Here is a 25,867-nt window from a genome sequence, read left to right as displayed (position 1 = left end):
ATGCCGTCTGAAGGCTTCAGACGGCATTTTTTACATCAGCACAATATCGTATTGTTCCTGTGTGTAAGCGGTTTCGACCGCCAGAGAAATCGGTTTGCCGATAAAATCTATCAGCATTGCCAAGGATTGCGATTCTTCGTCCAAAAACAAATCGATGACGTTGGGAGCGGCGAGGATGCGGAAACTTTCGGCATCGTAACGGCGCGCTTCGCGGACGATTTCGCGCTGGATTTCGTAGCACACGGTTTGCGGCGTTTTCAGACGGCCTCTGCCTTGGCAGGAAGGGCAGGGTTCGCAGAGGACTTGGCTTAAGTTTTCGCGCGAGCGTTTGCGCGTCAGCTCGACCAGCCCCAAATGGGTAAAGCCGTGCAGGGTGATGCGCGTGCGGTCGAAGGCGAGGGCTTTGGCAAGCTCTTGCAACACGGCTTCGCGGTGGCTTTCCTGCGCCATATCGATGAAGTCGATGATGATGATGCCGCCGAGGTTTCGCAGCCTCAATTCGCGGGCGATGGTGTGGCAGGCTTCGAGGTTGGTGCGGAAAATCGTTTCATCGAAATTGCGTGCGCCGACGAAGCCTCCGGTGTTCACGTCTATCGTGGTCATGGCTTCGGTGGACTCGATAATCAGGTAGCTGCCGAAGTTGAGGTTGACGCGCGGTTGCAGGGCGCGGCCGATTTCCTGTTCGACGTTGTGGGTTTCAAACAGCGGGCGTTCGCCTTTGAACAGCTCTATCCTGCCCAATGCGCCGTGGACGTATTGTTCGGCAAAACGCGTCATGCGCCCGTGGTTTACGGTGGAATCGACGAGGATTTTTTGCGTGTCGCAGCCGACCATATCGCGCAACACGCGCAGGCTTAAAGGCAAGTCCTGATAAAGCAGGGTTTCCGGCGGTTGGATTTTTGTCTGTTCTTGGATGTGTTCCCACACTTTGGTCAGGTAGTCGATATCGGACTGGAGCTGTTCGTCGGTGGCGTTTTCGGCGTTGGTGCGGATGATGTAGCCGTGGCATGCCTTTTCCGGCAGGAGCTTGTTGAGACGCTCGCGCAGGCTGCTGCGTTCGGCATCGTCTTCGATGCGTTGGGACACGCCGATGTGGTCTTCTTGCGGAAGATGGACGAGGAAACGCCCCGCCAGCGAGATTTGGGTGGAAAGCCGCGCCCCTTTGGTGTTGATGGGGTCTTTGATGACCTGCACCAAAACCGACTGCCCTTCAAACAGCATATGTTCGATGCGCTGGGTTTCTTCGGGGTTGCGGCGTTGTTCGAGGACATCGACGATGTGTAAAAACGCAGCGCGTTCCAAACCGATGTCGATAAACGCGCTCTGCATTCCGGGCAGCACGCGGCGCACCACGCCCAGATAGATATTGCCGACCAGGCTATGCCCGCTGTTGCGCTCGATGTGCAGCTCGCAGATATTGTTTTCCTCCAACACCGCCACGCGCGTTTCCTGCGGCGTGATGTTGACCAATATCGTTTCGGGCGGGCGCGCGATGTCTTTGGGGATGGGGAGTCCTGACAACATGGTTTTTCCTGAAAATGTAATAAAAATATTTTTGCACCCGTTCCGCCGCGCAGCGCGGGCGCAAAAATATTTTTCACAATGCCTATCATACTTTAAAAAAGAAAGTTTGACACACTCCGCACATGCCGTTTGAACGTGCATCTGTTCCGCACTTGCCAAACGGGGGAAATGCCCCTATATTGATTATCATTGCAAAATTTTCGGAAACCCAATATGCAGACCGTTACCATGTACACAGGTCCGTTTTGCCCCTACTGCACGATGGCGAAAAGGCTGCTGCACGCGGCAGGTGTCGGACATATCGACGAAATCCGTGTCGATGCAAGCCCCGAAGCCTTTGCCGAAATGCAGCAGCTTTCGGGACAGCGCAGCGTGCCGCAGATTTTCATCGGCGAAACGCACGTCGGCGGATTTACCGACCTCTACCGCCTCCAGCAGGAAGGCGGGCTGGACGGACTGCTGAACCCTTAACCCCCAACTAGGAAAACAAAATGAGCGAAGAACTGCAACCCGTATTCAGCATCGAGCGACTGTATGTCAAAGACTTGTCTTTGGAAGTGCCGCACGCGCCGCAAATCTTTTTGGAACAGGGCGAGCCCGAAGTGGATATGCGCGTTTCCACCGGCAGCCAAAAGCTGGAAGACGGCTACTACAACGTGGACGTTACCGTAACCGTTACCGCCAAGCTGGATAACGAGCGCACGATGTTTTTGAACGAAGTAACCCAAAGCGGTATTTTCCGTCTGGAAAACATCCCCGAAGAAGATGCCGACCTGCTGCTCGGCGTGGCGTGTCCGAACATCCTCTTCCCTTACGCGCGCGAAGCCGTTTCCAGTACGGTAACGCGCGCCGGCTTCCCGCCCGTCCTGCTCGCGCCGATTAATTTTGAGGCGATTTACCAACAACAGCAGGAAGCCGAAGCCGCCGGAGCTTGATTCCTGCCTGCCGATGCCGTCTGAATCCGTTTCAGACGGCATTTTTGTTTTCGGATAAAATAGGCGCGTCCAAAGGAATCTGCCTATGATGTCGCCCGAAACCCGAAAACAGCTCAAAATTACCGATGTTTCCGCCAAGAAGCTCGAAAAACTCAACCTCCATACCGCATGGGATTTGGTGTTGCACCTGCCGTTGCGTTACGAGGATGAGACGCACATCATGCCGATTAAGGATGCGCCGATCGGCGTGCCGTGTCAGGTCGAGGGCGAAGTCATCCATCAGGAAGTAACGTTCAAACCGCGCAAGCAGCTGATTGTCCAAATCGCCGACGGCTCCGGCAGCGTCCTTTTCCTGCGCTTCATCCACTTTTACGCCAGCCATCAGAAGCAGACGGCGGTCGGCAAACGCATCCGCGCCGTGGGCGAAATCAAACACGGCTTTTACGGCGACGAGATGATTCATCCCAAAATCCGCGATGCCGAGGGCAGCGGTTTGGCGGAAAGCCTCACGCCCGTCTATCCGACCGTAAACGGTTTGAACCAGCCCACTTTGCGCCGCATCATTCAGACGGCGTTGGACGTTACGCCGCTGCACGACACCTTGCCTGATGCTTTATTAGGTCGTCTGAAACTGCCGCACCTTGCTGAAAGCCTGCGCCTTTTGCATTCGCCGCCGCCGAGTTTCACGATTCATCAACTTTCAGACGGCACGCTGCCCGCATGGCAGCGGCTTAAATTCGACGAACTTTTGGCGCAACAGCTTTCCATGCGCTTGGCGCGGCAGAAGCGCGTCAGCGGCACCGCGGCAGCATTGGGCGGCGACGGCACGTTGACCCAAGCTCTGCGCCACGCCTTGCCGTTTGCCCTGACCGATGCACAAGAACGAGTCGTGTCCGAAATCCGCCGCGATATGGCACAAACCCACCCCATGCACCGCCTGCTGCAAGGCGATGTCGGCAGCGGCAAAACCATCGTCGCCGCCTTGTCCGCGCTGACTGCCATTGAGTCTGGCGCGCAGGTGGCTGTAATGGCGCCGACCGAAATCCTTGCCGAACAGCATTTCATCAAGTTCAAACAATGGCTTGAGCCGTTGGACCTTGAAGTCGTCTGGCTCTCCGGCAGCCAGCGCAAAAAAGCCAAAGACGAAGCCAAAGCCAAACTTGCCGACGGCACCGTCAAAATCGCTGTCGGCACGCACGCCCTGTTTTCAGACGACGTCGAGTTCCAAAATTTGGGCTTGGTGATTGTGGACGAACAACACCGCTTCGGCGTCGCCCAACGCCTCGCCCTCAAAAACAAAGGACGAGACGTCCACCAGCTGATGATGTCCGCCACCCCCATCCCGCGCACGCTCGCCATGAGTTTCTTCGCCGACTTGGACGTGTCCGTCATTGACGAACTCCCGCCCGGGCGCACCCCGATTAAAACCCGCCTCGTCAACAACGTCCGCCGCGCCGAAGTCGAAGGCTTCGTCCTCAACATCTGCCGCAAAGGGCAGCAGGCATACTGGGTCTGCCCGCTGATTGAAGAAAGCGAAACCCTCCAACTGCAAACCGCCACCGAAACCCTAGTCCAGCTTCAGGCAGCCTTGCCCGAACTCAACATCGGCTTGGTACACGGGCGCATGAAAGCCGCCGAAAAAGCCGAAGTCATGGCTCAGTTTGCCGCAGGCCGTCTGAACGTCTTGGTTGCCACCACCGTCATCGAAGTCGGCGTAGATGTGCCCAACGCCGCCCTGATGGTGATCGAACACGCCGAGCGCATGGGCTTGGCGCAGCTTCACCAATTGCGCGGTCGGGTCGGGCGCGGCGCGGCGGAAAGCGTGTGCGTCCTCCTGTTTGCCGAACCCTTGGGCGAACTCGCCAAAGCGCGGCTGAAAGTCATCTACGAACACACCGACGGATTCGAAATCGCCCGCCAAGACCTCAATATCCGTGGCCCCGGCGAATTTCTCGGCGCGCGCCAAAGCGGCGTCCCCATGCTGCGCTTCGCCAACCTCGAAGAAGACCTGCACCTCTTGGAACAGGCGCGCGAAACCGCCCCTTTGCTGATTGAACAAAACCCTGAAATCGTCGAAGCGCATCTGGCGCGGTGGCTTTCCGGCAGGGAAGGGTATTTGGGCGTGTGAGCAAAATGCCGTCTGAAATATTAGAAAAAAGTGTAACGGAAATCTGATTTTTTATAGTGGATTAACAAAAATCAGGACAAGGCGACGAAGCCGCAGACAGTACAAATAGTATGGAACCGATTCACTTGGTGCTTCAGCACCTTAGAGAATCGTTCTCTTTGAGCTAAGGCGGGGTAATGCCGTACTGGTTTTGTTAATCCACTATATTATTTTTGACACATTTTCATGATTTCAAATCCCGTTATTCCCAAGTGGGCGGAAATCCGGCAATGGGAAGCCGCAGAGACTTATCGGGAAAACGGCAAGCCCTACGCTGTCATTCCCGCGCAGGCGGGAATCTAGAAATGAAAAACCACGGTGTTATCGGAAATGATTGAAACCGGAGAAATGACGGAATCGAAGCGTGTGGAAATGTGTCGGAAATTGCTGAAACCGGATAAACTATAGTGGGTTAAATTTAAATCAGGACAAGGCGACGAAGCCGCAGACAGTACAGATAGTACGGCAAGGCGAGGCAACGCTGTACTGGTTTAAATTTAATCCACTATAGATTCCCGCTTTTGCGGGAATGACGGGATTTCAGATTGTTGTTTTCGCGGAATGATGAGCCGAAAGCCGTCCGAGCCCTAAAAAAAACCGTCGCTTTCAGACGGCATCAAAAAACCGCAGGCACGATGCCTGCGGTTTGCCGTTTGCGCTTCAGGGGAGCAGGGGGATGCCGCCCAAGCCGTGCGTTTCTTCCAGTCCGAACATAATGTTCATATTTTGCACCGCCTGACCCGCCGCGCCTTTGACGAGGTTGTCGATGACGGAAAGGACGACCCACACATCGGATTGCGCCGCCTGACGGATGCTGATGCGGCAGGTGTTGCTTCCGCGCACGCTGCGGGTTTCGGGTGTCGAACCGGCAGGCAGGATGTCCACGAACGGGCTGTCGCGGTAGTAGTCGCGCAGGACGGTTTCGGGGTCGCTGCCGTCTGAAAGGTGGAGGTAAACGGTGGCGTGCATGCCGCGTATCATCGGCGCGAGGTGAGGCGTGAACACGAATCCTTCGGCGATGCCGTCCTGAAGCCCGGCGATGGTCTGCCTGATTTCGGGCAGGTGGCGGTGTCCGGCTATGCCGTAGGCTTTGAAGTTGTCGCCGGCTTCGCACAGCAGCGAACCGACATTGCCTTTCCTGCCCGCGCCGGACACGCCGGATTTGCAGTCGGCAATCAGCGGCATACCGGGCTTCAGACGGCATTGCCGCAACAGCGGCACGAGCGGCAGGGAAACGCAGGTCGGGTAGCAGCCGGGGTTGGCGACGAGGCGTGCCTGTGCGACGGCTTCGCGGTTGAGTTCGCTCAATCCGTACACGGCTTGGGGAATGAGGCCGGGGGCGGCGTGGGTCATGCCGTACCAGTGTTCCCAGGTCGGAATGTCGCGTATGCGGAAGTCGGCGGAGAGGTCGATGACGCGCACGCCCTGTTCAATCAGGCGCGGCGCGTCTTTCATGGCGATGCCGTTGGGCGTGGCGAAGAAGACGATGTCGCATTGTTCCAAACCTGCCTCGTCGGGCGTTTGGAAGGCGAGGCCGTACACGCCGCGCAGACTTGGAAAGTAATCGGCAACTGCGGTTCCCGCTTCGCTGCGGCTGGTTACGGCGGCAACTTCGACATCGGGATGGGCGGCAAGCAGGCGCAGCAGTTCCACGCCCGTGTAGCCCGTCGCGCCGACAATGCCGGCTTTGATTTTTTTGCTCATGGTTTTTCCTTTGTGTGGTTGGCGGGTATGCCGTCCGAACGCTGCAAAACTGCGGTTCAGACGGCATTCTGTTTTAAAACATACGCTGCCATTTGCGGTTGAGCAGGAAGCCGTGTCCGCCCGAATTGGTGCAGAGTACGCCGTTTTCAAGGCTGCCGCACTGCCAGCCTTTTCCTTTGGCGGTGTGTCCGTAGGCGAGGACGGGCGGTTCGGGGCTGTACGGGTAGTCGCTGTAACAGCTCATGTAGGCTTTCCCTTTGTTGTCGATGTTGAACACATTGCCCCAGTCGAATCCGCATCCTTTGGGTTTCGGCATGGCGGGTTTGGTATTGTCGGTTTCGCGGATGAAGCAGGATACGCCGTGCCACGGTTCTTCGCCTTCCGGCGGTTCGGTGTCGCCGCCGCAGACGATGTTGCCGCTCGGGGATTGGAAATTGACGACGAAAATGCCGTCGGGCGCATCGGCGTATGCGTGCGCGAAGGCGAGGGTTGCGGAAAGGATGAGGAAGGTTTTGCACAACATGGCTTATCCTCCGGATGTTGTGGGGGAATCGGGGGAAACGGTTTGTTTGGTCTGCGCGTCAAACTCCGCCAGCGTCATGTTGAGCGTCTGCAGACAGGGCTGCATGACGGTATCGACGGTTTGGTTGGCTTTGTCTTTGTTTTGGGCGGCGGGGCGGTACACGAAGAGTTTGAAGAGTTCGCTCAACTCAATCGAATCCGCCCCCGTTTTCAAAACCCAGCCCTGTCTGCCGGAATAGATATAGCCGTACCGCGCCAGCTTTTCCAGAAGCTCGCCCAACTCGTCGTAGCCCATATTGATATGCCGTCTGAACTCCTGAACAGGCAAGGCTTTGCCTTCTTTTTGCGCCGCATCCAGAAGCAGCAGAATTTTCAATACGTCGTCAAACCGTCCGCGCGAGTCGAACCCCCTGCGGAACGCTTCGCCCCGCCAGTAGGACAGTGAAGAAGTCAACACCGCGCCGCCCAAGACCAGCGTCCACAACAGGTTCAGCCACAACAGGAAAAACGGCACGGCGGCAAACGCGCCGTAAATTGAGCGGTAGCCGTCGAAGTTGCCCATATACCAAGTGAAGAGGGAACGCGCAGTTTCCAGACAGAACGCTGTTGCCAAAGCCCCGACAAACGCCTGCCGCGCGGGAACGAAGCGGTTTGGCACGAAGCGGTACAGTCCCCACAGCAAAAGCGTCATGAAGGTCAGCGTCGCCGCCGTCCGCAACGCGCCCGACCACTGCGGCGCACCTGAGGCAAGCGCGGCATCCTGTACCGACCCGACCATAAAGGAAATGCCCACGCCCAAAGACAGCGGCCCGAACGTCAGTAAAGCCCAATAGACGAGAAACTGCATCATACACGGACGCTGGGAATTGACCCGCCAGATGCGGTTGAACGTATTGTCTATCGTCCGAATCAGCATCAGCGAGGTTACGACCAGCATCACGCTGCCGATTGCCGTCAGCCGGTTCGCCTGCTCGCGGAACGCATTGATATAGTCGAACACCATGTCCGCGCCCTGCGGCACAATGGTCTGGTTGACGAAGGAGACGAACGAATCCGACCAGCGGTCGAACACGGGGAAAATCGAAGCGACCGCCACCATTACGGTCAGCACGGGGACGAGTGCCAGCAGCGTCGTAAACGTCATGCTTGCCGCCGCCTGCGGTACGCGTTCTTCATCAAAGCGGCGGACGACGAACCATGCAAACGCACAGATTTTATTGTCTGCCAAACCTTGCCAACGTTGTAAAAAGGTCATAATTTCTTGCCCGGTCAGTAGGTTGGGCGTTGATGCCCGATGTTATAGCCAATTTTGCCGTCAGGAACAAATGCCTGAACTGCGGCTGTTTCAGACGGCATTGGGACAACCGTTATGCCGTCTGAAGACCGAACCATTTTAACGGAATCCGCCTATGAACCCAAATCCCCCTCAAAATCTTCGTCCTCTACTGTTCCCAAAACGGCAGCACCCGCAATCCCGCCCGCCGAATCGCTCGCGGCATCGACAGCGTTGAAGGTTGCGAAGCCGTATTGCTTACCGTCCCCAAAGTGTCCGCCGTCTGCGAAGCCGTCGAAAAAGATATTCCCGACAGCGGTCCCGTCCCGACCGCCGAAGAAAACAATATCTCCTTCGCACAAGGCAGACGCTTGCGGAGCTTGCCGTCAAGTCGGCATAAGCCGCGTGTTCGGACGGCATGGCGTTCAGATGCCGTCTGAACGCGTTTGCCTGTATAATCCGCGTCTTTACTGTCCAACTTCGCGGTTCGCAAACCTCCCGCGTTACCAAAACTAGGATTCGATATGTCAAACCAAAAAGCCTTGGTCATCTTCTCGGGCGGTCAGGATTCGACCACCTGCCTGATTCAGGCAATCCAAACCTACGGGCGCGAAAACGTCCAAGCCATCACCTTCCGATACGGGCAACGCCACGCCGTCGAGCTGGAACGCGCAGAGTGGATCGCGCAGGATTTGTGTGTCAGTCAGACCGTACTCGATTTGAGCCTGATGCGGCAGATTACGCACAACGCCTTGATGGACGAAGCTGCCGCCATTGAAACCGCCGACAACGGCGTTCCCAATACCTTTGTGGACGGGCGCAACGCGCTTTTCCTGCTTTACGCCGCGATTTACGCCAAAGGGCGGGGCATCCGGCACATCATCGCGGGCGTGTGCGAAACCGATTTTTCCGGCTATCCCGACTGCCGCGACGTGTTTGTCAAATCGATGAACGTTACCCTTAATCTGGCGATGGACTACGATTTTCAAATCCACACGCCGCTGATGTACCTGACCAAGGCGCAAACGTGGGCGTTGGCGGACGAAATGGGCGTGTTGGACTACATCCGCGAACAGACCCACACCTGCTACAAGGGCATCGTCGGCGGCTGCCGCGAATGCCCGAGCTGTATCTTGCGCGAACGCGGGCTGGCGGAATATCTGGAAAGTAAAAAGGCCGTCTGAACGCGCGCAAAGCACAAGGAATACGATATGCCCAAGCTCCATATGTTTTACCTCGGCGGCAATGCCGGCCGGTCGAATATCGAAGTGCACGACATCCAATTTGCCGTGTGCGACGATTACCGCGAAGCCATCCCCGCGCTCAAAGCCGCATGGTTCGGCGATGCGGACAAAATCCACATCGACGGCTGGCAGATTGTCGAATGGGCGGACGGTTACGATGTCTGCGTACGGGAGGCGGAAGAACATACCGCAATGCCGTCTGAACACGCCCCGCGCCTGTATTTTGCCAATGTCGGCGGCTATCGCGCAGGGCAGCTCGCCGAAGCGCACGCTTTCGGGTTGTTCGCCGCCGCCACGCCTGCCGAAGCCAAACAAAAAGCCCTGCAAACCCTGTTGACCGACCATGTTCAGCAACATAAAGACAACTTAAAAGACGTGGACAACCTGCTTGCGCTCGACCGCATCGGCAATTTCCATATCCGCCTGACCCCGAATCCGCACGGCAAGCCTGCCGAAATCGGCTTTCAAGGTTATTTGCCCATTTGAGAACCCATGAAAATCACCAAAATCTTCACCTTCGACTCCTCGCATATGCTCGACGGGCATGACGGCAAATGCCAAAACCTGCACGGGCATACCTACAAACTCGAAATCACCGTTTCAGACGGCATTATCAAAGGCGGCGCGAAAGACGGTATGGTGATGGACTTTACCGACTTGAAAGCCATCGTCAAACAACACATTACCGACCCCTTCGACCACGCCTTCATCTACCACGGCGGCAACGGGCGCGAATGCCAAATCGCCGCGCTTTTGGAGGGTTGGAACATGAAAACCCTGCGCCTGCCCTGCCGCACCACTGCCGAAAATATGGCGGTCGAAATGTACGACCGTTTGAAAAACGCGGGGCTGAACGTGTGCCGCGTGAAATTGTGGGAAACGCCGACATCGTGTGCGGAGTATGAAGGGGAGTAGGGAATATCTTGAACGTATCGATATAGTAAATTCAAATAAGACATGCCCAACCGCGTCATTCCCGCGCAGGAGGGAATCCAGACCTTGATTTATCAGGAATATTTAAAAATTGCAACAATTCCAAATCTCTGGATTCCCGCCTGTGCGGGAATGACGATGTGGGGCGTCCTTATTTGAATTTATAGTGGATTAGATTTAAACCAGTACGGCGTTACCTCGCCTTAGCTCAAAGAGAACGATTCTCTAAGGTGCTGAAGCACCAAGTGAATCGGTTCCGTACTATTTGTACTGTCTGCGGCTTCGTCGCCTTGTCCTGATTTTTGTTAATCCACTAGTGGTACAAAATTCAAGATAGATTTCAAAGGGAGAGTTAATATTGTTAATTAAAAAAATAATTTTATGGGTAGTTATGACTTTATTTTGGATTTTCATTTTTTATCCAAATGAGAAGGAATTATCAACAAAACGATTTATTTTTGAGAAGTCATACAGTTATAATTCTGGCATACCATTTAACTATTTCTTAATAGATAAAAATCAGAATTCCATTATTTATTTCTTTATTAATAACTATATAGAAGAGGGTAACTTTATTTATTTTTCATATATTGATGGAGGTATTGTGCATGATTTCTGCTATACAAATAAAAAGTTAAAGCTATTACGTATTAACAAACTAACTGATAGTATAGAAAATGCTCAAATAAATAAGCACCAAATAGTTTTTGATAAAATTAATAAAATAAAATACAGTGATTTAACATGGTTGCAAAGTGAATATAATAGATGCAAGTAAATTTCTGTATTGATTATTTATTGGAAAAATTGCATTGTTTACACTTTTTTCATGCTGATCAGTGCACAGGTAGGGGGCGTGCTGGGGCAGAATGCGGTGGAGAATAATGCCCTAGACCGTTTGGACGGATTCACACCCGGCGAACGAAGCCTGAGAGCCAGAGCAGATAAGATCTACCAATATACCGTAAAACGGTTTTTTCTCCTGCACGGATTCCCCGTCTTTTCAAACGGCATTCCATCTCAAACGTACCCATTAAAAGGAACACCCATGAAACTCCTCTCCACCATTCTCGTTCTCCTCGTCGCCGCCGAACATTTCTACATCGCCTGGCTTGAAATGACACAGATTCCCAGCGAAAAAGCGGCGGAAACGTTCAAGCTGCCTTATGAATTTATGGAACAAAAGCGCGTGCAGACCCTGTTTGGCAACCAAGGGCTGTATAACGGCTTTCTCGGCATCGGGCTGGTGTGGTCTCGGTTTGCCGTGCCGGACAATGCCGTTTACGGTGCAACGATTCTGTTTCTCGGTTTCGTATTGATTGCCGCCGCGTGGGGCGCGTTTACCACAGGCAACAAAGGCATACTCGTCAAACAGGGGGTGCCCGCATTTTTGGCAGCGGCGGCGGTATTGGCGGTATGAAAAAAATCAGCGTCGCCCCCGAAAATCCGCAATACCGCATCGTTGAAATCTTTGAAAGCCTGCAAGGCGAGGGCTGGAACACGGGCATGCCTGCCGTTTTCGTCCGCTTGGGCAAATGCAACCTTGCCTGCGGCTGGTGTGATACCGATTATTTGACATTCGGTATGATGAGCCTGTCCGACATCTTAGGCCGTCTGAAAGCCTACACCGCCCGCAATATCATCATCACCGGCGGCGAACCGACCATACAGCCGCATCTCGACACCCTCTTGAACGCGCTCAAGGCGGAAGGCTATTTCCTCTGTATCGAAACCAACGGCCTCAAGCCCGCGCCGCCGCAAATCGACTATGTCGCCACCAGCCCTAAAGCCTGCTATGCCGCCAAATACGAAAAAAGCTGTATCGAAACCGCCGACGAAGTGCGGATTGTTGCCGACGGCGATGTCGTCGGGTTCTGCGAAAATATGGAACGCAAAATCCGCGCGCATCATTACTACCTTTCGCCCTGCGAACAAAACGGCGCAATGAACATCTACGACACTATCCGCCAAATCGGTATTCTGAACAGCCGCCCCGACGCGCCCGTGCATTGGCAGTTGAGCGTACAGACGCACAAATGGGCGGGAATAGAGTAGTTTAAGTAGTGTAACTCAAAGGGTCGGCTTACCGTTTTACCGATGTTTAACATACGGGAAGTGTACCGCTTCCGCGTGAAACTGCCGGCATTTCCGCTGCCTAATTGGTTCGGAACCTTACTGAATAAGATGCCGCCGTTGGGTACAAGCTCGGCTTCCTAAATTCCGATAGTCTTTTGAACCTTGCCGATACCCTTTGTCAGTGCGCGCAAATGGCAGGGTTGGGGGAAAACGAAATGCCGTCTGAAACAGAATGCTGTTTCAGACGGCATTTTTCTGTTGACGCCAAAAGGTAAAAACCGCCCCGGCAATCGATGCCGAGGCGGTTTGGATTTGGTCGGAATGAGAGGATTCGAACCTCCGACCCCTTCGTCCCGAACGAAGTGCGCTACCGGGCTGCGCTACATTCCGAATTAAGTAAGGCGTGATTATAGCGTAAAAAATACGGCGTGCCTATACCGTTTTGCCTTTTTGCCGCGTGTCGGGTGGATTTAAAGGGCTGTGTTTGAATACAGTGTTGATAAGCATCCTTATCTTCAAGTAATTCAATAAGATAACTTTCTACCTGACCGAAAAAAATCATTGCCTTTCCCTGACAAACGGTTGAAATCGGCAGATTGTTGAAACGCAGCCGATTTAAAAGGCTTCGCCGACTTTTACGCCGCCCGCCGTGTCCTGAGGCGAAGTCAAACGGGAGGTCAAGGCTTGCGCCGCTTGAAAATCCGCCGTCTGCATCACGGCTTGCGCGGCGGCACTGCCGAGCGTGTTGGCCATATATTGCCAACGTTGCGCCAAAGCGGGATTGTCGGGAATGTGGAAATCTTCGCGCAGTTCGTCCACAAGGTCGGGACGGTTGCAGACGAGGACGATGTCGCAACCTGCCTCAAAGGAAATGCGGGCGCGTTCTTTGATGCCGCCGACACCGCACGCACCCTCCATAGTCAAATCGTCCGAGAAAATCACGCCTTTGAATCCGATGTCGCGGCGCAAAATCTGTTTGAGCCAGATTTCGGAAAACCCGGCGGGCTTGGCATCCACTTGCGGATAAACGACGTGGGCGGGCATAACCGCCGCCATACCTTCCCGGCTCATGCTGCGGAAGGGGATAAGGTCGGCGGCTTCGAGTTCGTCGAGGCTGCGCCCGTCTTCGGGTAGCACCAAATGGCTGTCCCCTTCGACAAACCCGTGTCCGGGAAAATGTTTGCCGCAGGATTTCATGCCGCCGCGATTCAAGCCTTTTTGCAGGGCGAGGGCGAGGCGGGTTACGGCTTCGGGGTTGCGGTGGAAGCTGCGGTTGCCGATAACGGGGCAGTTTCCCCAGTCCAAATCCAAGACGGGCGTGAAGGACAAATCGATGCCGCAGGCGGAAAGCTCGGTTGCCAAAACCCGGCCGACTTGTCCGGCGGCGGTTTCGGCGGTGGACGCGCCGTCTTTGTCCCAAATTTGCCCTAAAACGTTCATTGCGGGCAGGCGGGTGAAGCCTTCGATAAACCGTTGCACCCTGCCGCCCTCGTGATCGACGGCGATAATGAGTTCGGGTGTGCGCAGGGCTTTGATTTCGGCGGTGAGTGTTTTGAGCTGTTCGATGTTTTGGAAGTTGCGGCGGAAGAGGATGATGCCGCCGATTGCAGGGTCGAGCAGGCGTTGCTTTTCCTCTTCGGTCAGGCGGAAGGCGGCAAGGTCGGCCATGACGGGGCCGCGCGGAATATGGGGGACGGTCATTGCGGTTTGCTCCAAAAAGCTTCAGACGGCATATGCCGTCTGAACAGGGAAAGGGGTCAGGCGTTGGCGCGTTTTTTATCTTTCAACAGAAAAATCAGCACCGCCAATACAATGCCGGTCGTGCCGAAGCCGAGCAGCGCGGACTTGGTCATGCCCAAGGCAAGGTAACCGGCTGCGGCTGCGGCGGCAACGGTTAAGGCGTAAGGCAGTTGCGAGGTAACGTGGTCGATGTGGTTGCAGCGCGCGCCGGTGGAAGACAGGATGGTCGTGTCGGAAATGGGCGAGCAGTGGTCGCCGCATACTGCCCCCGCCATTACTGCGGACATACACGGGATAATCAGTGAGGGATCGACTTTGACCGCCATGGCGGCGGCAATCGGCAGCATAATGCCGAACGTCCCCCAGCTTGTGCCGGTGGCAAACGCCATCACGCTGGCGAGCAGGAAGAGGATGACGGGCAGGAAGCCGGGATGGATGTTGCCCGCAACCAGTGTGGAGAGGTAGTCGCCCGTGTGCATTTCGCCGACAACCGTACTGATGAGCCAGGCGAGGATTAAAATGGCGATTGCGCCGAACATGGATTTCGCACCCTGCCAAACGGCTTTGGGGTAATCGGACGCTTTGATTGTGCCGAACGTGCAGAGGACGACGGCAAGCACGCCGCAAGTGCCGCCGAATACCAGCGAAGTGTTTACGTCGGTATTTTCAAATGCCCCCAAAATGCTGAAGGTTTCGCTTGCCTGCGCGCCGGTGTAGATCATGGCGGAAACCGTTGAGGCGATTAAGGCCAAAACGGGAATAATCAGTGCGTAAACACGACCTTTGGTAGCGTCTGAAGCGGCAGTTTCGTCGTGGGCTTCGTTCAACGCCGCCTGTTCGAAACGCGCCATCGAGCCGATGTCGAAGGAGAACCATGCGACGACGAACACCATAATCAGGGCAAACAGCGCGTAATAGTTCATCAGGCTCATGGCGACAAACGTCCCCATCGGCGTGTATTCGGTGATTTTGTAGGTAACGAGCAATCCGGCAAGCGTGGCGATAATCGACGCGCCCCAGCTTGAAACGGGCATCAGCACGCACATAGGCGCGGCAGTGGAGTCGAGGATGTAGGCGAGTTTGGCGCGGGAAACTTTAAACTTGTCGGTAACGGGACGGGCAATCGCACCGACGGCGAGGCTGTGGAAATAGTCGTCGATAAAGGTTACGAACACGAGGCAGGCGGTCAGCATTTTCGCGCCGCGCCGGTTTTTAATGTGCCGTTTTGCCCAGTCGGCAAACGCCTGATTGCTGCCGGAGTAGGTCAGCAGGGAAGTGAAAATGCCCAAAAGTATCAGGAAAACCAAGATTTTTGGTTTGCCCAACGACCAGTCGCCGTCTGCCCAAGCCAAGCCGACGACCATGTCTTTCAGGTGTGTCAGACCGTCGACGGGGTTGCCGCCGACCAAAAAGGCAACGCCGACCAGAATACCGATGCCTAAAGACAGCAGTACGCGGCGGGTAATGACGGCAAGTGTCAGTGCCAAAAAGGGTGGCACAACCGAGAAAAATGAATGTGAATAGTCGATCAGCTGCATGGTTTATGGGGGTGTCAAGCGTCCGGATGGGAGGGTATCTGTCCGCCTCCGGTTTGGGTTTTGTTGGCAAAATGGGCGGAAATATTTTTTGTCGTAAAAAATATTTGTTTAAAATCAACCAACTGATTTTTATAAAATGCCCGTTAATCGGTATTGGCGGGCATTTTATCATTTAAAAAATATTTTGGTTAAATTATGTGTGTTATTGCAGGTTTAATGCGATGAACAGCGTGTTGCCACGGCGCATGACCAGCAGGGGGACGTTTTTGCCCGCCTTGTCCATCGCTTTGCGGAAACCGTCTTCGTCATTGACGGGGACTTGCCCGACGGCGAGGATTTCGTCGCCGCGCCTCAAGCCTGCGCGTTCTGCCGCGTCGGAAACCCGTACGACGACGAGATGTCCGCCGCTGCTGTCGGTATGTGTCTGAAGGGTAATGCCTGCGGATTCGACCGAGAACGTACCCGACTGCTGTTCGGTGTAGGGGGCTTCATCTGTTTTGGATGATGTGCCGGTATGTTCGGCGGTGTTGCCCAGCTTGATTTTGATTGTGATTTCTTCGCCTTTGCGCCATACGCCGAGGCTGACTTCTTTTCCCGGTGTAATGGCGCCGACCATGACGGGAAGGTCGCCGGAAGAACGTATTTCTTCTCCGTTGAGACTGCGTATGATGTCGCCCGCCTGCAAGCCTGCACGTTCTGCGGGGCTGCCGGGCAGGATTTTGGTAATCAATGCGCCGCTGGCTTTATCCAGACCGAACGACTGTGCCAAACCGTAGGATACTTCTTGAATAATCACGCCCAGTTGTCCGCGTTGGACTTTGCCGGTGTTTTTCAGTTGTTCGGCAACATTCATGGCAACGTCAATCGGGATGGCGAAGGAAATGCCCATAAATCCGCCGCTGCGGCTGTATATTTGCGAGTTGATGCCGACGACCTGTCCTTTTAAGTTGAACAGCGGGCCGCCGGAGTTGCCCGGATTGATGGCGACATCAGTTTGGATGAAGGGTGTATAGCTTTCATTGGGCAGGCTGCGGCCTTTGGCGGACACGATGCCGGAGGTAACGCTGTTGTCGAAACCGAAGGGTGCGCCGATGGCGGCTACCCATTCGCCGGGTTTCAAATCTTTGGGATTGCCGATTTTGACGACGGGCAGCTCTTCCGTTGCGTCGATTTTCAGAAGGGCGACATCGGATTGGACATCCGAGCCGACGAGTTTGGCGGTATATTCGCGCTTGTCGTTGAGCAGGACTTTGATGCTGCCCATACCGGCAACGACGTGGGTATTGGTCAGGATGTAGCCGTCTTTGCTGATGATGAAGCCCGAACCGAAGTTCAATCCGCCGTCGTCTGCTTCTTCTTGGGGGATTTCGGGCATATTCGGGACGAGGCGTTTGAAAAATTCGTAGAAGGGATCGTTGTCGGCAATCGGGTCGGAATCGTTTTCGGCATTGCCGCTGCCTTTTTGGGTGTGCGGGGCGGGGGCTGCCTGAATGTTGACGACTGCCGGACCTTCGCTTTGCACCAGTTGGGCAAAGTCGGGCAGCAGCATACTGACGCTGCCATCGTCTTTGGTGTGTTCGATGCGTTCTACGAAGGATGCTTCTTTTTTGTCCGCACCGAAAAAGCTGCCTGCCTTGTCGCAGCCTGCCAGCGAGGCGGCACACAGTGCTGCCAAAGCGAGGTATTGGTATTTTTTGAACACGTTTCGTCCTTTGTGTTGTGCCGATATTGACTTCAATGCCGTCTGAAGCGCATTTTGTCGGCTTCAGACGGCATGGGATGAAATTCTACAACGTCCGTCCGAATTTTCAAGCGTTTCATTTTGAACGGAAAGGGAGGGTCAGGATTTGGCGGGATATTCGCACAAATCGTTGATGATGCAGGTTTGGCATTGCGGTTTGAGTGCCTTGCAGGTGTAGCGTCCGTGCAAAATCAGCCAGTGGTGCGCGTCCATCAGAAATTCTTTAGGAATGAAGCGCATCAGTTTGTCTTCGACTTCGCGTACATCTTTCCCGGGGGCGATTTTGGTTCGGTTGGACACGCGGAAAATATGCGTATCGACCGCCATGACGGGATGGCCGAACGCTGTGTTCAATACCACGTTTGCCGTTTTGCGCCCCACGCCAGGCAACGATTCCAAAGCCTCGCGGTCTTCCGGCACTTCGCCGTTGTATTTTTCCAGCAGGATGCGGCAGGTTTGCATAATATGTTTGGACTTGGTTTTATACAGCCCGATGGTTTTTGTGTATTCCATCACGCCGTCCAAGCCCAAATCCAACATCGCCTGAGGCGTATCGGCAATCGGAAACAGCTTCGCCGTCGCCTTGTTTACGCCGACATCGGTCGCCTGCGCCGAAAGCAGAACGGCAATTAAAAGCTCGAAAGGGGAGTTGAAATTCAGCTCGGTGGTCGGATGGGGATTGGCGGCGCGGAAACGTTCGAAAATTTCTTGGCGGATGTGTCTGTTCATTTTTTTATACGGTGGGTTTGTGTGTTCGGCATTATAACGCACGGTTCAGGCGGCGTAATATTGCATTCCCCACAGAATGAAGGCGTAACGCGCCGTTTTGCCGATAACCAGCATCAGCCCGCTTGTCCACGGATTCAACCGCAGCCAGCCAGCGGCAAGCGGTAGTGCGTCGCCGACGACGGGCAGCCACGCAAACGGCAGCAGCCAAATACCGAAACGCCGCATCAGATTCAGTGTTTTTTCAGATGGCATTTTTCGGGAAGGCAGCAAACGCCCCATCCAATAGGAAACCATACTGCCCAATCCGTTGGCAAGGCCGGCGCACAGCCATGCGCCGTATGCATGTTCGGAAAAGCGGTGGACGAATAGGGCAAAGGCGGCTTCCGATGTGCCGGGCAGGAGGGTGGCGGAAGTGAAGGCGGAAAAGGCGAGGGCGGCGTAGGCGGAAAAAACGGTCATGTACGGTTTGTGATAAATCAAAATGAGGATTGAAAAAAATACAGCGTCGGCGTGCTTGTCGGGATAATAACGGATGTTGTCCGGCGAGGATATGCCGACGGCTTGCAAATTTGTGAAATGTCAGTATGATTCACGCCGCCCTTGAAGAATGTCAATTTTTGCCGTCCGAACCGTGCAATGTATTCCAATAAAATGAAAGGCAAATCATGTCTGCGCAATCACAAAACAACCATACATCCCCGTTGGTCGTCTTGACTACGCTGTTCTTCATGATGGGTTTTATTACCTGCATGAACGACATCCTTATCCCTCATTTGAAAGAAATTTTCGACCTGACTTATGTTCAGGCGATGCTGATTCAATTCTGTTTCTTTACCGCCTATGCGGTGATGTCCATCCCGATGGGGGCTTTTGTCGGCAAAGTCGGCTATAAAAACGGTGTTATCGGCGGCTTTCTGCTGACGGCGGTCGGATGCCTGTTGTTTTATCCTGCTGCGGGCAGCCATTCTTACGCGGTATTTTTGGGCGCGTTGTTTATTTTGGCTTCCGGCGTAACGCTGCTTCAGGTTGCCGGTAATCCTTATGTAACCCTGCTGGCGAAACCCGGCAAGGAATCGGCAACGCTGACGCTGGTTCAGGCGTTCAATTCTTTGGGTACGACCATTGCGCCGCAAATCGGCGCATTCCTGATTTTGGCGGACGCAACCCGAACCGTCAGCAAGGCGGAACAGATTTCTTCCGTACAGATTCCCTATTTGGGGCTGGCGGGGCTGCTGATTATCCTTGCCGTATTTGTCAAACTGATCCGTCTGCCCGACGCGCAAAAAATTGCCGCCGAAGAAAGCGAACACAACCACGACGGCAAAACCGGCGTGTGGCAGTACAAACATCTCGTGTTCGGCGCGGCAGGCATTTTCTGCTATGTCGGTGCGGAAGTCTCCATCGGTTCGCTGATGGTCAACGTATTGGGTTATCTGAAAGGGCTGGATCATGCTTCTGCCGCGCATTACCTGTCGTTCTATTGGGGCGGCGCGATGGTCGGACGTTTCCTCGGTTCGGCAGTAATGGCGAAATTTGCGCCCAACCGCTATCTGGCGTTTAACGCATCGGCTGCGGTCGTGCTGCTTGCCGTCGCGATGGCGACGGGCAGCGGCAATGCGGATGTGGCGATGTGGTCGCTGCTTGCCATCGGTTTTTTCAACTCGATTATGTTCCCGACGATTTTCTCTTTGGCAACCAAAGGATTGGGCAAATTCACCAACGCGGCTTCCGGTGTGCTGTGTACCGCGATTGTCGGCGGTGCGGTCGTGCCGGTGATTCAAGGTTGGGCGGCGGATACTTACACCCTGATGTCTTCGTTTGTCGTTTCCGTCATCTGTTATCTCTACATCGTGTTTTTTGCGGTGTACGGGTATCGGGCGGACAAATAATCTTTTTCTTGAGAAATGCCGTCTGAACATCTTTCAGACGGCATTTTTGCGTACCGGTGTTTGCGGCGTGTGTGCCGAGGTTTTAATACTTCAATCCATAAAAGTCTTATATGCCAACAAATAAAAAAATAAAAAATTATATTTCAAAAAAATTAATTTAAATTGAGAAAATTGCCGTTTTGTTTCTGTCCGGCTTTTGTAAAACGCTAAAATGCCGTCTGAAAACGTCGGGCGGATTCGGTATGGTGTGTTAGAATCCGTTAACTTTATATCAAATCGGGCAAAGAATCATGTTTGCTTTCAAATCCTTACTCGATATGCCGCGCGGTGAGGCACTTGCCGTCGTCGTCGCTCTGATTGCCGCGATGGGCTATACCATCATTTCATTGGAGTGGCTGCCGCATATGTCCATTATTGCCGCCATCGTCGTGCTGATTTTGTACGGCTTGGCGCGCGGTTTGAAATACAACGATATGCAGCAGGGCATGATAGGCGCGTTGAATCAGGGTATGGGCGCGATTTACCTGTTTTTCTTCATCGGGCTGATGGTCAGCGCGCTGATGATGAGCGGCGCGATTCCGACGCTGATGTATTACGGTTTCGGACTGATTTCCCCGACTTATTTTTATTTTTCCGCCTTCGCGCTGTGTTCCGTCATCGGCGTGTCCATCGGCAGCAGCCTGACCACCTGCGCTACGGTCGGCGTTGCCTTTATGGGGATGGCGGCGGCGTTTCATGCCGATATGGCGATGACGGCGGGCGCGATTGTTTCGGGCGCATTTTTTGGCGACAAAATGTCCCCGCTTTCCGACACCACGGGCATTTCCGCCTCTATCGTCGGTATCGACCTGTTTGAACACATCAAAAATATGATGTACACCACCATCCCCGCATGGCTTATCAGCGCGGCACTGATGCTGTGGCTTTTGCCGAATGTCGCGGCATACGATATGGGCAGCGTCGAATCCTTCCGCAGCCAGCTTGAAGCCACGGGATTGGTGCACGGCTATTCGCTGATTCCGTTTGCGCTGTTGGTCGTTCTTGCGCTGATGCGCGTCAACGCCGTCGTTGCCATGCTCTTTACCGTCATGGTTGCCGTTGCTGTAACGTATCTGCACAGCACGCCCGATCTGCGTCAGCTCGGCGCGTGGTTTTACGGCGGCTACAAACTCGAAGGCGAAGCGTTTAAAGACATCGCCAAACTCATTTCGCGCGGCGGTTTGGAAAGTATGTTTTTCACGCAGACCATCGTTATCCTTGGTATGAGTTTGGGCGGACTGTTGTTTGCGCTCGGTGTAATTCCTTCCCTGCTGGATGCCGTCCGCAGCTTTTTGACGAATGCCGGGCGCGCCACATTCAGCGTCGCCATGACTTCGGTTGGAGTGAACTTCCTGATTGGAGAGCAATATTTGAGCATCCTGCTTTCGGGAGAAACGTTCAAACCCGTTTACGACAAACTCGGCCTGCATTCGCGCAACCTCTCTCGCACGCTGGAAGACGCGGGTACGGTCATCAATCCGCTTGTTCCGTGGAGCGTGTGCGGCGTGTTCATCAGCCACGCGCTGGGCGTGCCGGTGTGGGAATATCTGCCCTATGCCTTTTTCTGCTATTTGAGTCTGGCTTTGACACTTCTGTTCGGTTGGACGGGGCTGACTTTGAGCAGGAAGTAGCCGGTTAGGGAAATGCCGTCTGAAACCGTATCGGGTTCAGACGGCATTTGTTTTATAGGGCAAACTTTATTTTACGCGTGTTGCCATCAGAGTATGCAGGCGGCGGTTGTCGGCGCGGGCGACAGTGAACTGCAAACCGCCGATAAGGACTTTTTCGCCGCGCACGGGCAGGTGTCCCAATTCCTGAATGACCAGTCCGCCGATGGTATCGGCTTCTTCGCTGCTGTAATCCGTGCCGAAAAAGGCGTTGATGTCTTCGATTTCGGTAACGGCGTTGATACGCCAGCGTTCGGCGGAAACGGCGTGGATGTTGTCCGCGCTTTCGTCTTCGTCAAACTCGTCTTCGATGTCGCCGACGATTTGCTCGATGATGTCTTCAAAAGTTACCAAACCCGATGTGCCACCGTATTCGTCGATAACGATTGCCATATGGTTGCGCTGTTCGCGGAACTCTTTTAAAAGCGCGTTCAGTGATTTGCCTTCGGGGACGAAGACGGCGGGACGGAGAATGGATTTGAGGTGGAACTGCTCGGGGTTGAACATATATTTGAGCAGGTCTTTGGCGTGCAAAATGCCCAAAACTTCGTCTTTGTCTTCGCCGATGACGGGGAAGCGCGAATGGGCGGTGTCGATAACGTAGGCGGTGATGCGTTCGATGCTGTCGTTTTCTTTCAAAACGTTCATACGGCTGCGCGTAATCATCGCGTCGCGCACTTCCAAATCGGAAAAATCGAGGACTTTTTCCAACCTTAAAAGCGTATCCGCATCAAATACTTCCTGTTCGTGCGCCTGCCGAAGCAGGTTTAATACGTCTTCGGCGGAATCGGGTTCGCGGGCGAGTCGGGCAATCAGGCGTTCAAAAAAATTTGTTTTCGGTTGTGCGCCGTCCATTTTAATGTCCGTCCTCTCGGTAGGGGTTGGGGAAGCCTGCCGCCCGCATCAGGCGGATTTCTTCGGCTTCCATTATTTCGGCTTCATCGTCTTCGATGTGGTCGTAGCCCATCAGGTGCAGCGTACCGTGTATGGTCAGGTGGGCAAAATGCTGCTCGGATGTTTTGCCTTGTTCGGCGGCTTCTTTCAATACGACTTGCGGGCAGATAATCAAATCGCCGTACAGTTTTTCCGAAACTTGACCGGGCAGGGTTTCGCCTTCGTTGAGCGCGAAACTCAATACATTGGTGGCGTAATCTTTGCCCCGGTAGTCGCGGTTGTAGGCGCGTGCTGCTTCTTCGTCCAAAAGGATCAAACCGATGTCGGCGCGGCGGTATCCGCTTTTCAGGGCAGACCAAGCCCAGCGGTAGAAATCACGTTCGGCGGGGATGCCGGCGGCGGAAGAGGCGTTTTCAAAGTTCAAATGGAAACGTTGCCGCTGCAACGTTAAGAAAGGGTATTTTTTGGCGCGTTTCATTGTGGCGGGTTTCGTGTTTTGTGGGCGTAAATATAACATAGACCTGACGGTGCCGTCTGAAGAAACGTTCAAAATATGATAGACTTCACGCCGTTTCCATTCTTTGAACGCATTGAACATGAACCCGAAAAAACTCGTCATCGCCAGCCGCGAAAGCCTGCTTGCTATGTGGCAGGCGAAACATATCCAAGGCCGTCTGAAGGCGCTGTATCCCGATTGCGAAGTCGAAATCTTGGGCATGACCACGCGCGGCGACCGGATTTTGGACAGAACTTTGTCAAAAGTCGGTGGTAAAGGCTTGTTTGTCAAAGAGTTGGAACAGGCTTTATATGACGGTCGCGCCGATTTGGCGGTGCATTCGATTAAGGACGTGCCGATGGATTTGCCCGAAGGTTTCGCGCTTGCCGCCATCGGCGAACGCGCCAATCCGTTTGACGCGTTTGTGTCCAACCAATACGCGCGTTTGGAAGAAATGCCCGAAGGCGCGGTTGTCGGCACATCCAGCCTGCGCCGCGAAGCCCAGTTGCGCGCGCGCTATCCGCATTTGCTTATCAAACCTTTGCGCGGCAATGTGCAAACCCGTTTGTCCAAGTTGGACAATGGCGAATACGACGCAATTATCCTTGCCGCCGCCGGTTTGCAGCGTCTGGAATTGGACGGACGCATCCGCATGATTTTGTCGGAATCCGACAGCCTGCCTGCCGCCGGACAAGGCGCATTGGGTATTGAAATTGCCGCGCACCGCGAAGATTTGTATGAGGTTTTGAAACCCTTGAACCACGGCGTTACCAATGCCTGCGTTACCGCCGAACGCGCCCTCGCACGCGCTTTGGGCGGAAGCTGCCAAGTGCCGCTGGCCGCATATTGCACGGAAGAAAACGGCTTGCTGACCTTGCGCGGCTTGGTCGGTCATCCTGACGGTTCGGTTGTGTTGCAGGCGGACGCGCAAGCACCTGCCGAATACGCCGACGCGCTCGGACGCGCAGTCGCTAAGAAATTGGCGGACGACGGTGCGCAGGAATTGATTGAGGCGGTATTGAATACGGAAAATTGATTTTATCGAAAATTTAAGAAAATAATATAAGTTATTGTTTTTAATTAATTTGTTCCATCATTTTTGCTCGCCTTATTTCGTCATTCCCGCGCAGGCGGGAATCCAGTTTGCTCGGTTTCAGTTGTTTCTAATCAATTCTTGCAGCATTGGGTTCCCGGATTCCCGCCTGCGCGGGAATGACGGCGGAAAGGTTTTTGTGGCTTCGGATAATATAGTGGATTAACAAAAATCAGGACAAGGCGACGAAGCCGCAGGCAGTACAGATAGTACGGCAAGGCGAGGCAACGCAACGCCGTACTGGTTTAAAGTTAATCCACTATACTGTGGCGTTCAAATTTTGAATTTGAGAATGATGATATTCGTATTTTTTATTTGAGTTCATCATATTGGGTTGGTTTTATAGATGTTTTCAGCTTGTTTGAAATTGTTATAGTTTATTGTTTTTTAACAAAAAACAGATGCCGTCTGAACTGGTTGAGGTTCAGACGGCATTTCATATAGCTGCGCTTTTTACAGTACTTTTACAGTACTTTTACAATGCTTTCGCACAGATAATCGATGTTGTCGTCGGTAATGCCGGCGACGTTGATGCGGCCGGAGCGGACGGCATAAATGGCAAACTCGTTTTTCAAACGGTCAACTTGTTCGGGAGTCAAGCCGCTGAAAGAGAACATGCCGTTTTGTTCGATAATGAAATCAAAGTCTTGGTTAGCACCTTTGGCCTTGAGCAACTCGACAAATTTTTGGCGCATGGTTTTGATGCGGCCACGCATTTCATCGAGTTCGGCAATCCATTGGGCTTTCAAATCATCATTTTTCAACACCAGCGCAATGGTGTTCGCACCGTGTGAAGCCGGATTGGAATACAAGGTACGGATGATGGTTTTGACTTGGCTGTGGGCGCGGGCGGCGGTTGCTTCGTCTTCGGCCACCAAAGTGAACGCGCCGACGCGCTCGTTGTACATACCGAAGTTTTTGGAATAAGAGCTGGCAATCAGCAATTCTGTATTGTGTTTCAAGAACACGCGCAAGCCGTAGGCATCTTCTTCCAGACCGTTGCCGAAGCCTTGGTAGGCAAAGTCAAACAGCGGCAGCCAGCCTTTTTCGGCAGAAAGTTTTGCCAGAGTTTCCCATTGTTCGGGCGTAGGGTCGATGCCGGTAGGGTTGTGGCAGCAGCCGTGCAGCAGGACGATGTCGCCTTTTTGCGCTTGGCTCAAGTCTTCAATCATACCGTCCCAATCCAAACCGTGTTTGGCGGCATCATAGTAGCGATAAGGTTTGTCTTGGATACCGACCGCTTTGGCGATGGCGTTGTGGTTTGGCCAAGTCGGATTGGAAATCCAGATGGTTTGCGCGTTCAACTGGCGTTTGGCAAATTCGGTCGCAATACGCAATGCGCCTGTACCGCCAAGGCTTTGCGCTGTTTTGGCGCGGCGGCTGGCGATGATTTCGTGGTCTTTGCCGAACAGCAGGATTTGGGTTTGCTCGTTGTAGTCGGCAACGCCGTCGATGGTCAGGTAGTTTTTGGTGGTTTCGCTTTCCAACAGGCGTTTTTCAGCCTCTTTGACGGCTTTGACAATGGGTGTCGCGCCGGATGCGTCTTTGTACACGCCGATGCCGAGGTTGACTTTTTCGGGGCGGGTTTCGGCTTTGAATGCTTCGCCCAAACCGAGAATCGGATCGGCGGGGGCGGCTTCGATGTGCTTGAAGAACATAGCTT

24 protein-coding genes, 1 tRNA gene and 2 pseudogenes are annotated in these 25,867 nt (G+C 53.9%); 14 read left to right on the top strand and 13 right to left on the bottom strand.

Going from position 1 to position 25,867, the window contains the following annotated elements:
* Positions 1-30 precede the first annotated feature (30 nt).
* Positions 31-1,524: a ribonuclease G gene (gene rng / locus Q9J32_RS04590; protein WP_301884048.1), complete on the bottom strand. Its 1,494-nt coding sequence runs from the start codon at positions 1,522-1,524 to the stop codon at positions 31-33.
* Between the two features lie 213 nt (positions 1,525-1,737).
* Here rng and grxC point away from each other — a divergent pair, with 213 nt between their 5' ends.
* The 4 genes and pseudogenes from grxC to Q9J32_RS04570 form a co-directional block, all read left to right on the top strand.
* Positions 1,738-1,995, top strand: coding sequence for a glutaredoxin 3 (grxC, locus tag Q9J32_RS04585; protein WP_002214462.1), 258 nt, complete (start codon positions 1,738-1,740; stop codon positions 1,993-1,995).
* Between the two features lie 20 nt (positions 1,996-2,015).
* Positions 2,016-2,459 carry a protein-export chaperone SecB gene (gene secB / locus Q9J32_RS04580; protein WP_003754271.1) on the top strand — a complete coding sequence of 148 codons (444 nt, stop codon included), beginning with the start codon at positions 2,016-2,018 and terminating at the stop codon, positions 2,457-2,459.
* Between the two features lie 85 nt (positions 2,460-2,544).
* Positions 2,545-4,587, top strand: a complete 2,043-nt coding sequence (recG, locus tag Q9J32_RS04575; RefSeq protein ID WP_301884045.1) for an ATP-dependent DNA helicase RecG — start codon at positions 2,545-2,547, stop codon at positions 4,585-4,587.
* 430 nt (positions 4,588-5,017) lie between these two features.
* Positions 5,018-5,134: pseudogene (locus Q9J32_RS04570) on the top strand (IS5/IS1182 family transposase); the annotation flags it as partial.
* Positions 5,135-5,286: 152 nt separating this feature from the next.
* Here the strand turns inward: Q9J32_RS04570 and argC are convergent.
* The 3 genes from argC to Q9J32_RS04555 all read right to left on the bottom strand — a co-directional run bounded on the left by argC (position 5,287) and on the right by Q9J32_RS04555 (position 8,107).
* Positions 5,287-6,330 (bottom strand): N-acetyl-gamma-glutamyl-phosphate reductase, encoded by a 1,044-nt coding sequence (argC, locus tag Q9J32_RS04565; RefSeq protein ID WP_301884044.1) that lies wholly within the window; start codon positions 6,328-6,330, stop codon positions 5,287-5,289.
* Between the two features lie 73 nt (positions 6,331-6,403).
* A complete protein-coding gene (locus Q9J32_RS04560; RefSeq protein ID WP_301669256.1) occupies positions 6,404-6,853 on the bottom strand; it encodes a DUF6636 domain-containing protein in 450 nt (149 codons plus the stop codon).
* 3 nt (positions 6,854-6,856) lie between these two features.
* Entirely contained in the window at positions 6,857-8,107 is a 1,251-nt protein-coding gene (locus Q9J32_RS04555) for a YihY family inner membrane protein (protein ID WP_301884040.1), read from the bottom strand.
* 154 nt (positions 8,108-8,261) lie between these two features.
* Between Q9J32_RS04555 and Q9J32_RS04550 the strand changes: the two are divergent.
* The 7 genes and pseudogenes from Q9J32_RS04550 to Q9J32_RS04520 all read left to right on the top strand — a co-directional run.
* Positions 8,262-8,466, top strand: a pseudogene (locus Q9J32_RS04550) (NAD(P)H:quinone oxidoreductase); the annotation flags it as partial.
* A gap of 183 nt (positions 8,467-8,649) precedes the next feature.
* Entirely contained in the window at positions 8,650-9,309 is a 660-nt protein-coding gene (gene queC, locus Q9J32_RS04545; RefSeq protein ID WP_301884037.1) for a 7-cyano-7-deazaguanine synthase QueC, read from the top strand.
* Between the two features lie 27 nt (positions 9,310-9,336).
* Positions 9,337-9,855, top strand: a complete 519-nt coding sequence (locus Q9J32_RS04540) for a DUF1543 domain-containing protein (protein WP_301884034.1) — start codon at positions 9,337-9,339, stop codon at positions 9,853-9,855.
* Positions 9,856-9,861: 6 nt separating this feature from the next.
* Positions 9,862-10,284: a 6-carboxytetrahydropterin synthase QueD gene (queD, locus tag Q9J32_RS04535; protein ID WP_301884032.1), complete on the top strand. Its 423-nt coding sequence runs from the start codon at positions 9,862-9,864 to the stop codon at positions 10,282-10,284.
* Between the two features lie 376 nt (positions 10,285-10,660).
* The gene (locus Q9J32_RS04530; RefSeq protein ID WP_042508533.1) at positions 10,661-11,080 is read left to right on the top strand and encodes a hypothetical protein; all 420 of its coding nucleotides are present in this window, start codon (positions 10,661-10,663) and stop codon (positions 11,078-11,080) included.
* 270 nt (positions 11,081-11,350) lie between these two features.
* The gene (locus tag Q9J32_RS04525) at positions 11,351-11,722 is read left to right on the top strand and encodes a DUF1304 domain-containing protein (protein WP_301884030.1); all 372 of its coding nucleotides are present in this window, start codon (positions 11,351-11,353) and stop codon (positions 11,720-11,722) included.
* On the top strand, positions 11,719-12,357 hold the full coding sequence (locus Q9J32_RS04520) for a 7-carboxy-7-deazaguanine synthase QueE (RefSeq protein ID WP_301884027.1): 639 nt from the start codon (positions 11,719-11,721) through the stop codon (positions 12,355-12,357). Before Q9J32_RS04525 ends, Q9J32_RS04520 begins: the two co-directional genes overlap by 4 nt.
* A 334-nt stretch (positions 12,358-12,691) precedes the next feature.
* Here Q9J32_RS04520 and Q9J32_RS04515 read toward each other — a convergent pair.
* From Q9J32_RS04515 to Q9J32_RS04490, 6 genes are all read right to left on the bottom strand, one after another.
* A tRNA-Pro gene (locus Q9J32_RS04515) sits at positions 12,692-12,768 on the bottom strand.
* Between the two features lie 225 nt (positions 12,769-12,993).
* A complete protein-coding gene (gene nagZ / locus Q9J32_RS04510) occupies positions 12,994-14,079 on the bottom strand; it encodes a beta-N-acetylhexosaminidase (protein ID WP_301884026.1) in 1,086 nt (361 codons plus the stop codon).
* A 56-nt stretch (positions 14,080-14,135) separates the two neighbouring features.
* Positions 14,136-15,656, bottom strand: a complete 1,521-nt coding sequence (locus tag Q9J32_RS04505; RefSeq protein ID WP_301884024.1) for a Na+/H+ antiporter NhaC family protein — start codon at positions 15,654-15,656, stop codon at positions 14,136-14,138.
* Between the two features lie 202 nt (positions 15,657-15,858).
* A complete protein-coding gene (locus Q9J32_RS04500) occupies positions 15,859-17,358 on the bottom strand; it encodes a DegQ family serine endoprotease (RefSeq protein ID WP_301884020.1) in 1,500 nt (499 codons plus the stop codon).
* A gap of 138 nt (positions 17,359-17,496) precedes the next feature.
* Positions 17,497-18,126: an endonuclease III gene (gene nth / locus Q9J32_RS04495; RefSeq protein WP_107818482.1), complete on the bottom strand. Its 630-nt coding sequence runs from the start codon at positions 18,124-18,126 to the stop codon at positions 17,497-17,499.
* A 45-nt stretch (positions 18,127-18,171) separates the two neighbouring features.
* Entirely contained in the window at positions 18,172-18,585 is a 414-nt protein-coding gene (locus tag Q9J32_RS04490; protein ID WP_301884016.1) for a YqaA family protein, read from the bottom strand.
* Positions 18,586-18,791: 206 nt separating this feature from the next.
* On the opposite strand from Q9J32_RS04490, the gene Q9J32_RS04485 reads away from it, so the two are divergent.
* Together Q9J32_RS04485 and nhaC are read left to right on the top strand one after the other, a co-directional pair.
* Positions 18,792-20,015, top strand: coding sequence for a sugar MFS transporter (locus Q9J32_RS04485; RefSeq protein ID WP_301884014.1), 1,224 nt, complete (start codon positions 18,792-18,794; stop codon positions 20,013-20,015).
* A 290-nt stretch (positions 20,016-20,305) separates the two neighbouring features.
* Positions 20,306-21,685 (top strand): Na+/H+ antiporter NhaC, encoded by a 1,380-nt coding sequence (gene nhaC / locus Q9J32_RS04480; RefSeq protein ID WP_301884013.1) that lies wholly within the window; start codon positions 20,306-20,308, stop codon positions 21,683-21,685.
* A gap of 66 nt (positions 21,686-21,751) precedes the next feature.
* Here nhaC and Q9J32_RS04475 read toward each other — a convergent pair whose 3' ends face one another.
* Entirely contained in the window at positions 21,752-22,576 is an 825-nt protein-coding gene (locus tag Q9J32_RS04475) for a CorC family transporter (RefSeq protein ID WP_301884011.1), read from the bottom strand.
* A gap of 1 nt (position 22,577) precedes the next feature.
* Positions 22,578-23,093 carry an rRNA maturation RNase YbeY gene (ybeY, locus tag Q9J32_RS04470; RefSeq protein ID WP_107818837.1) on the bottom strand — a complete coding sequence of 172 codons (516 nt, stop codon included), beginning with the start codon at positions 23,091-23,093 and terminating at the stop codon, positions 22,578-22,580.
* Positions 23,094-23,211: 118 nt separating this feature from the next.
* Here ybeY and hemC point away from each other — a divergent pair, with 118 nt between their 5' ends.
* Complete coding sequence (gene hemC, locus Q9J32_RS04465) at positions 23,212-24,147, top strand: hydroxymethylbilane synthase (RefSeq protein WP_118791998.1); 936 nt, start codon at positions 23,212-23,214, stop codon at positions 24,145-24,147.
* A 521-nt stretch (positions 24,148-24,668) separates the two neighbouring features.
* On the opposite strand, the gene Q9J32_RS04460 is transcribed toward hemC, so the two are convergent.
* Positions 24,669-25,862 carry an amino acid aminotransferase gene (locus Q9J32_RS04460; protein WP_301884006.1) on the bottom strand — a complete coding sequence of 398 codons (1,194 nt, stop codon included), beginning with the start codon at positions 25,860-25,862 and terminating at the stop codon, positions 24,669-24,671.
* Positions 25,863-25,867: the final 5 nt, after the last annotated feature.

It is taken from the genome of Neisseria uirgultaei (assembly GCF_962719845.1).
Classification (GTDB): domain Bacteria; phylum Pseudomonadota; class Gammaproteobacteria; order Burkholderiales; family Neisseriaceae; genus Neisseria; species Neisseria bergeri.
The sequence above is the reverse complement of the archived record's forward strand: the minus strand, read 5'-3'. Positions and strand labels throughout refer to the sequence as shown.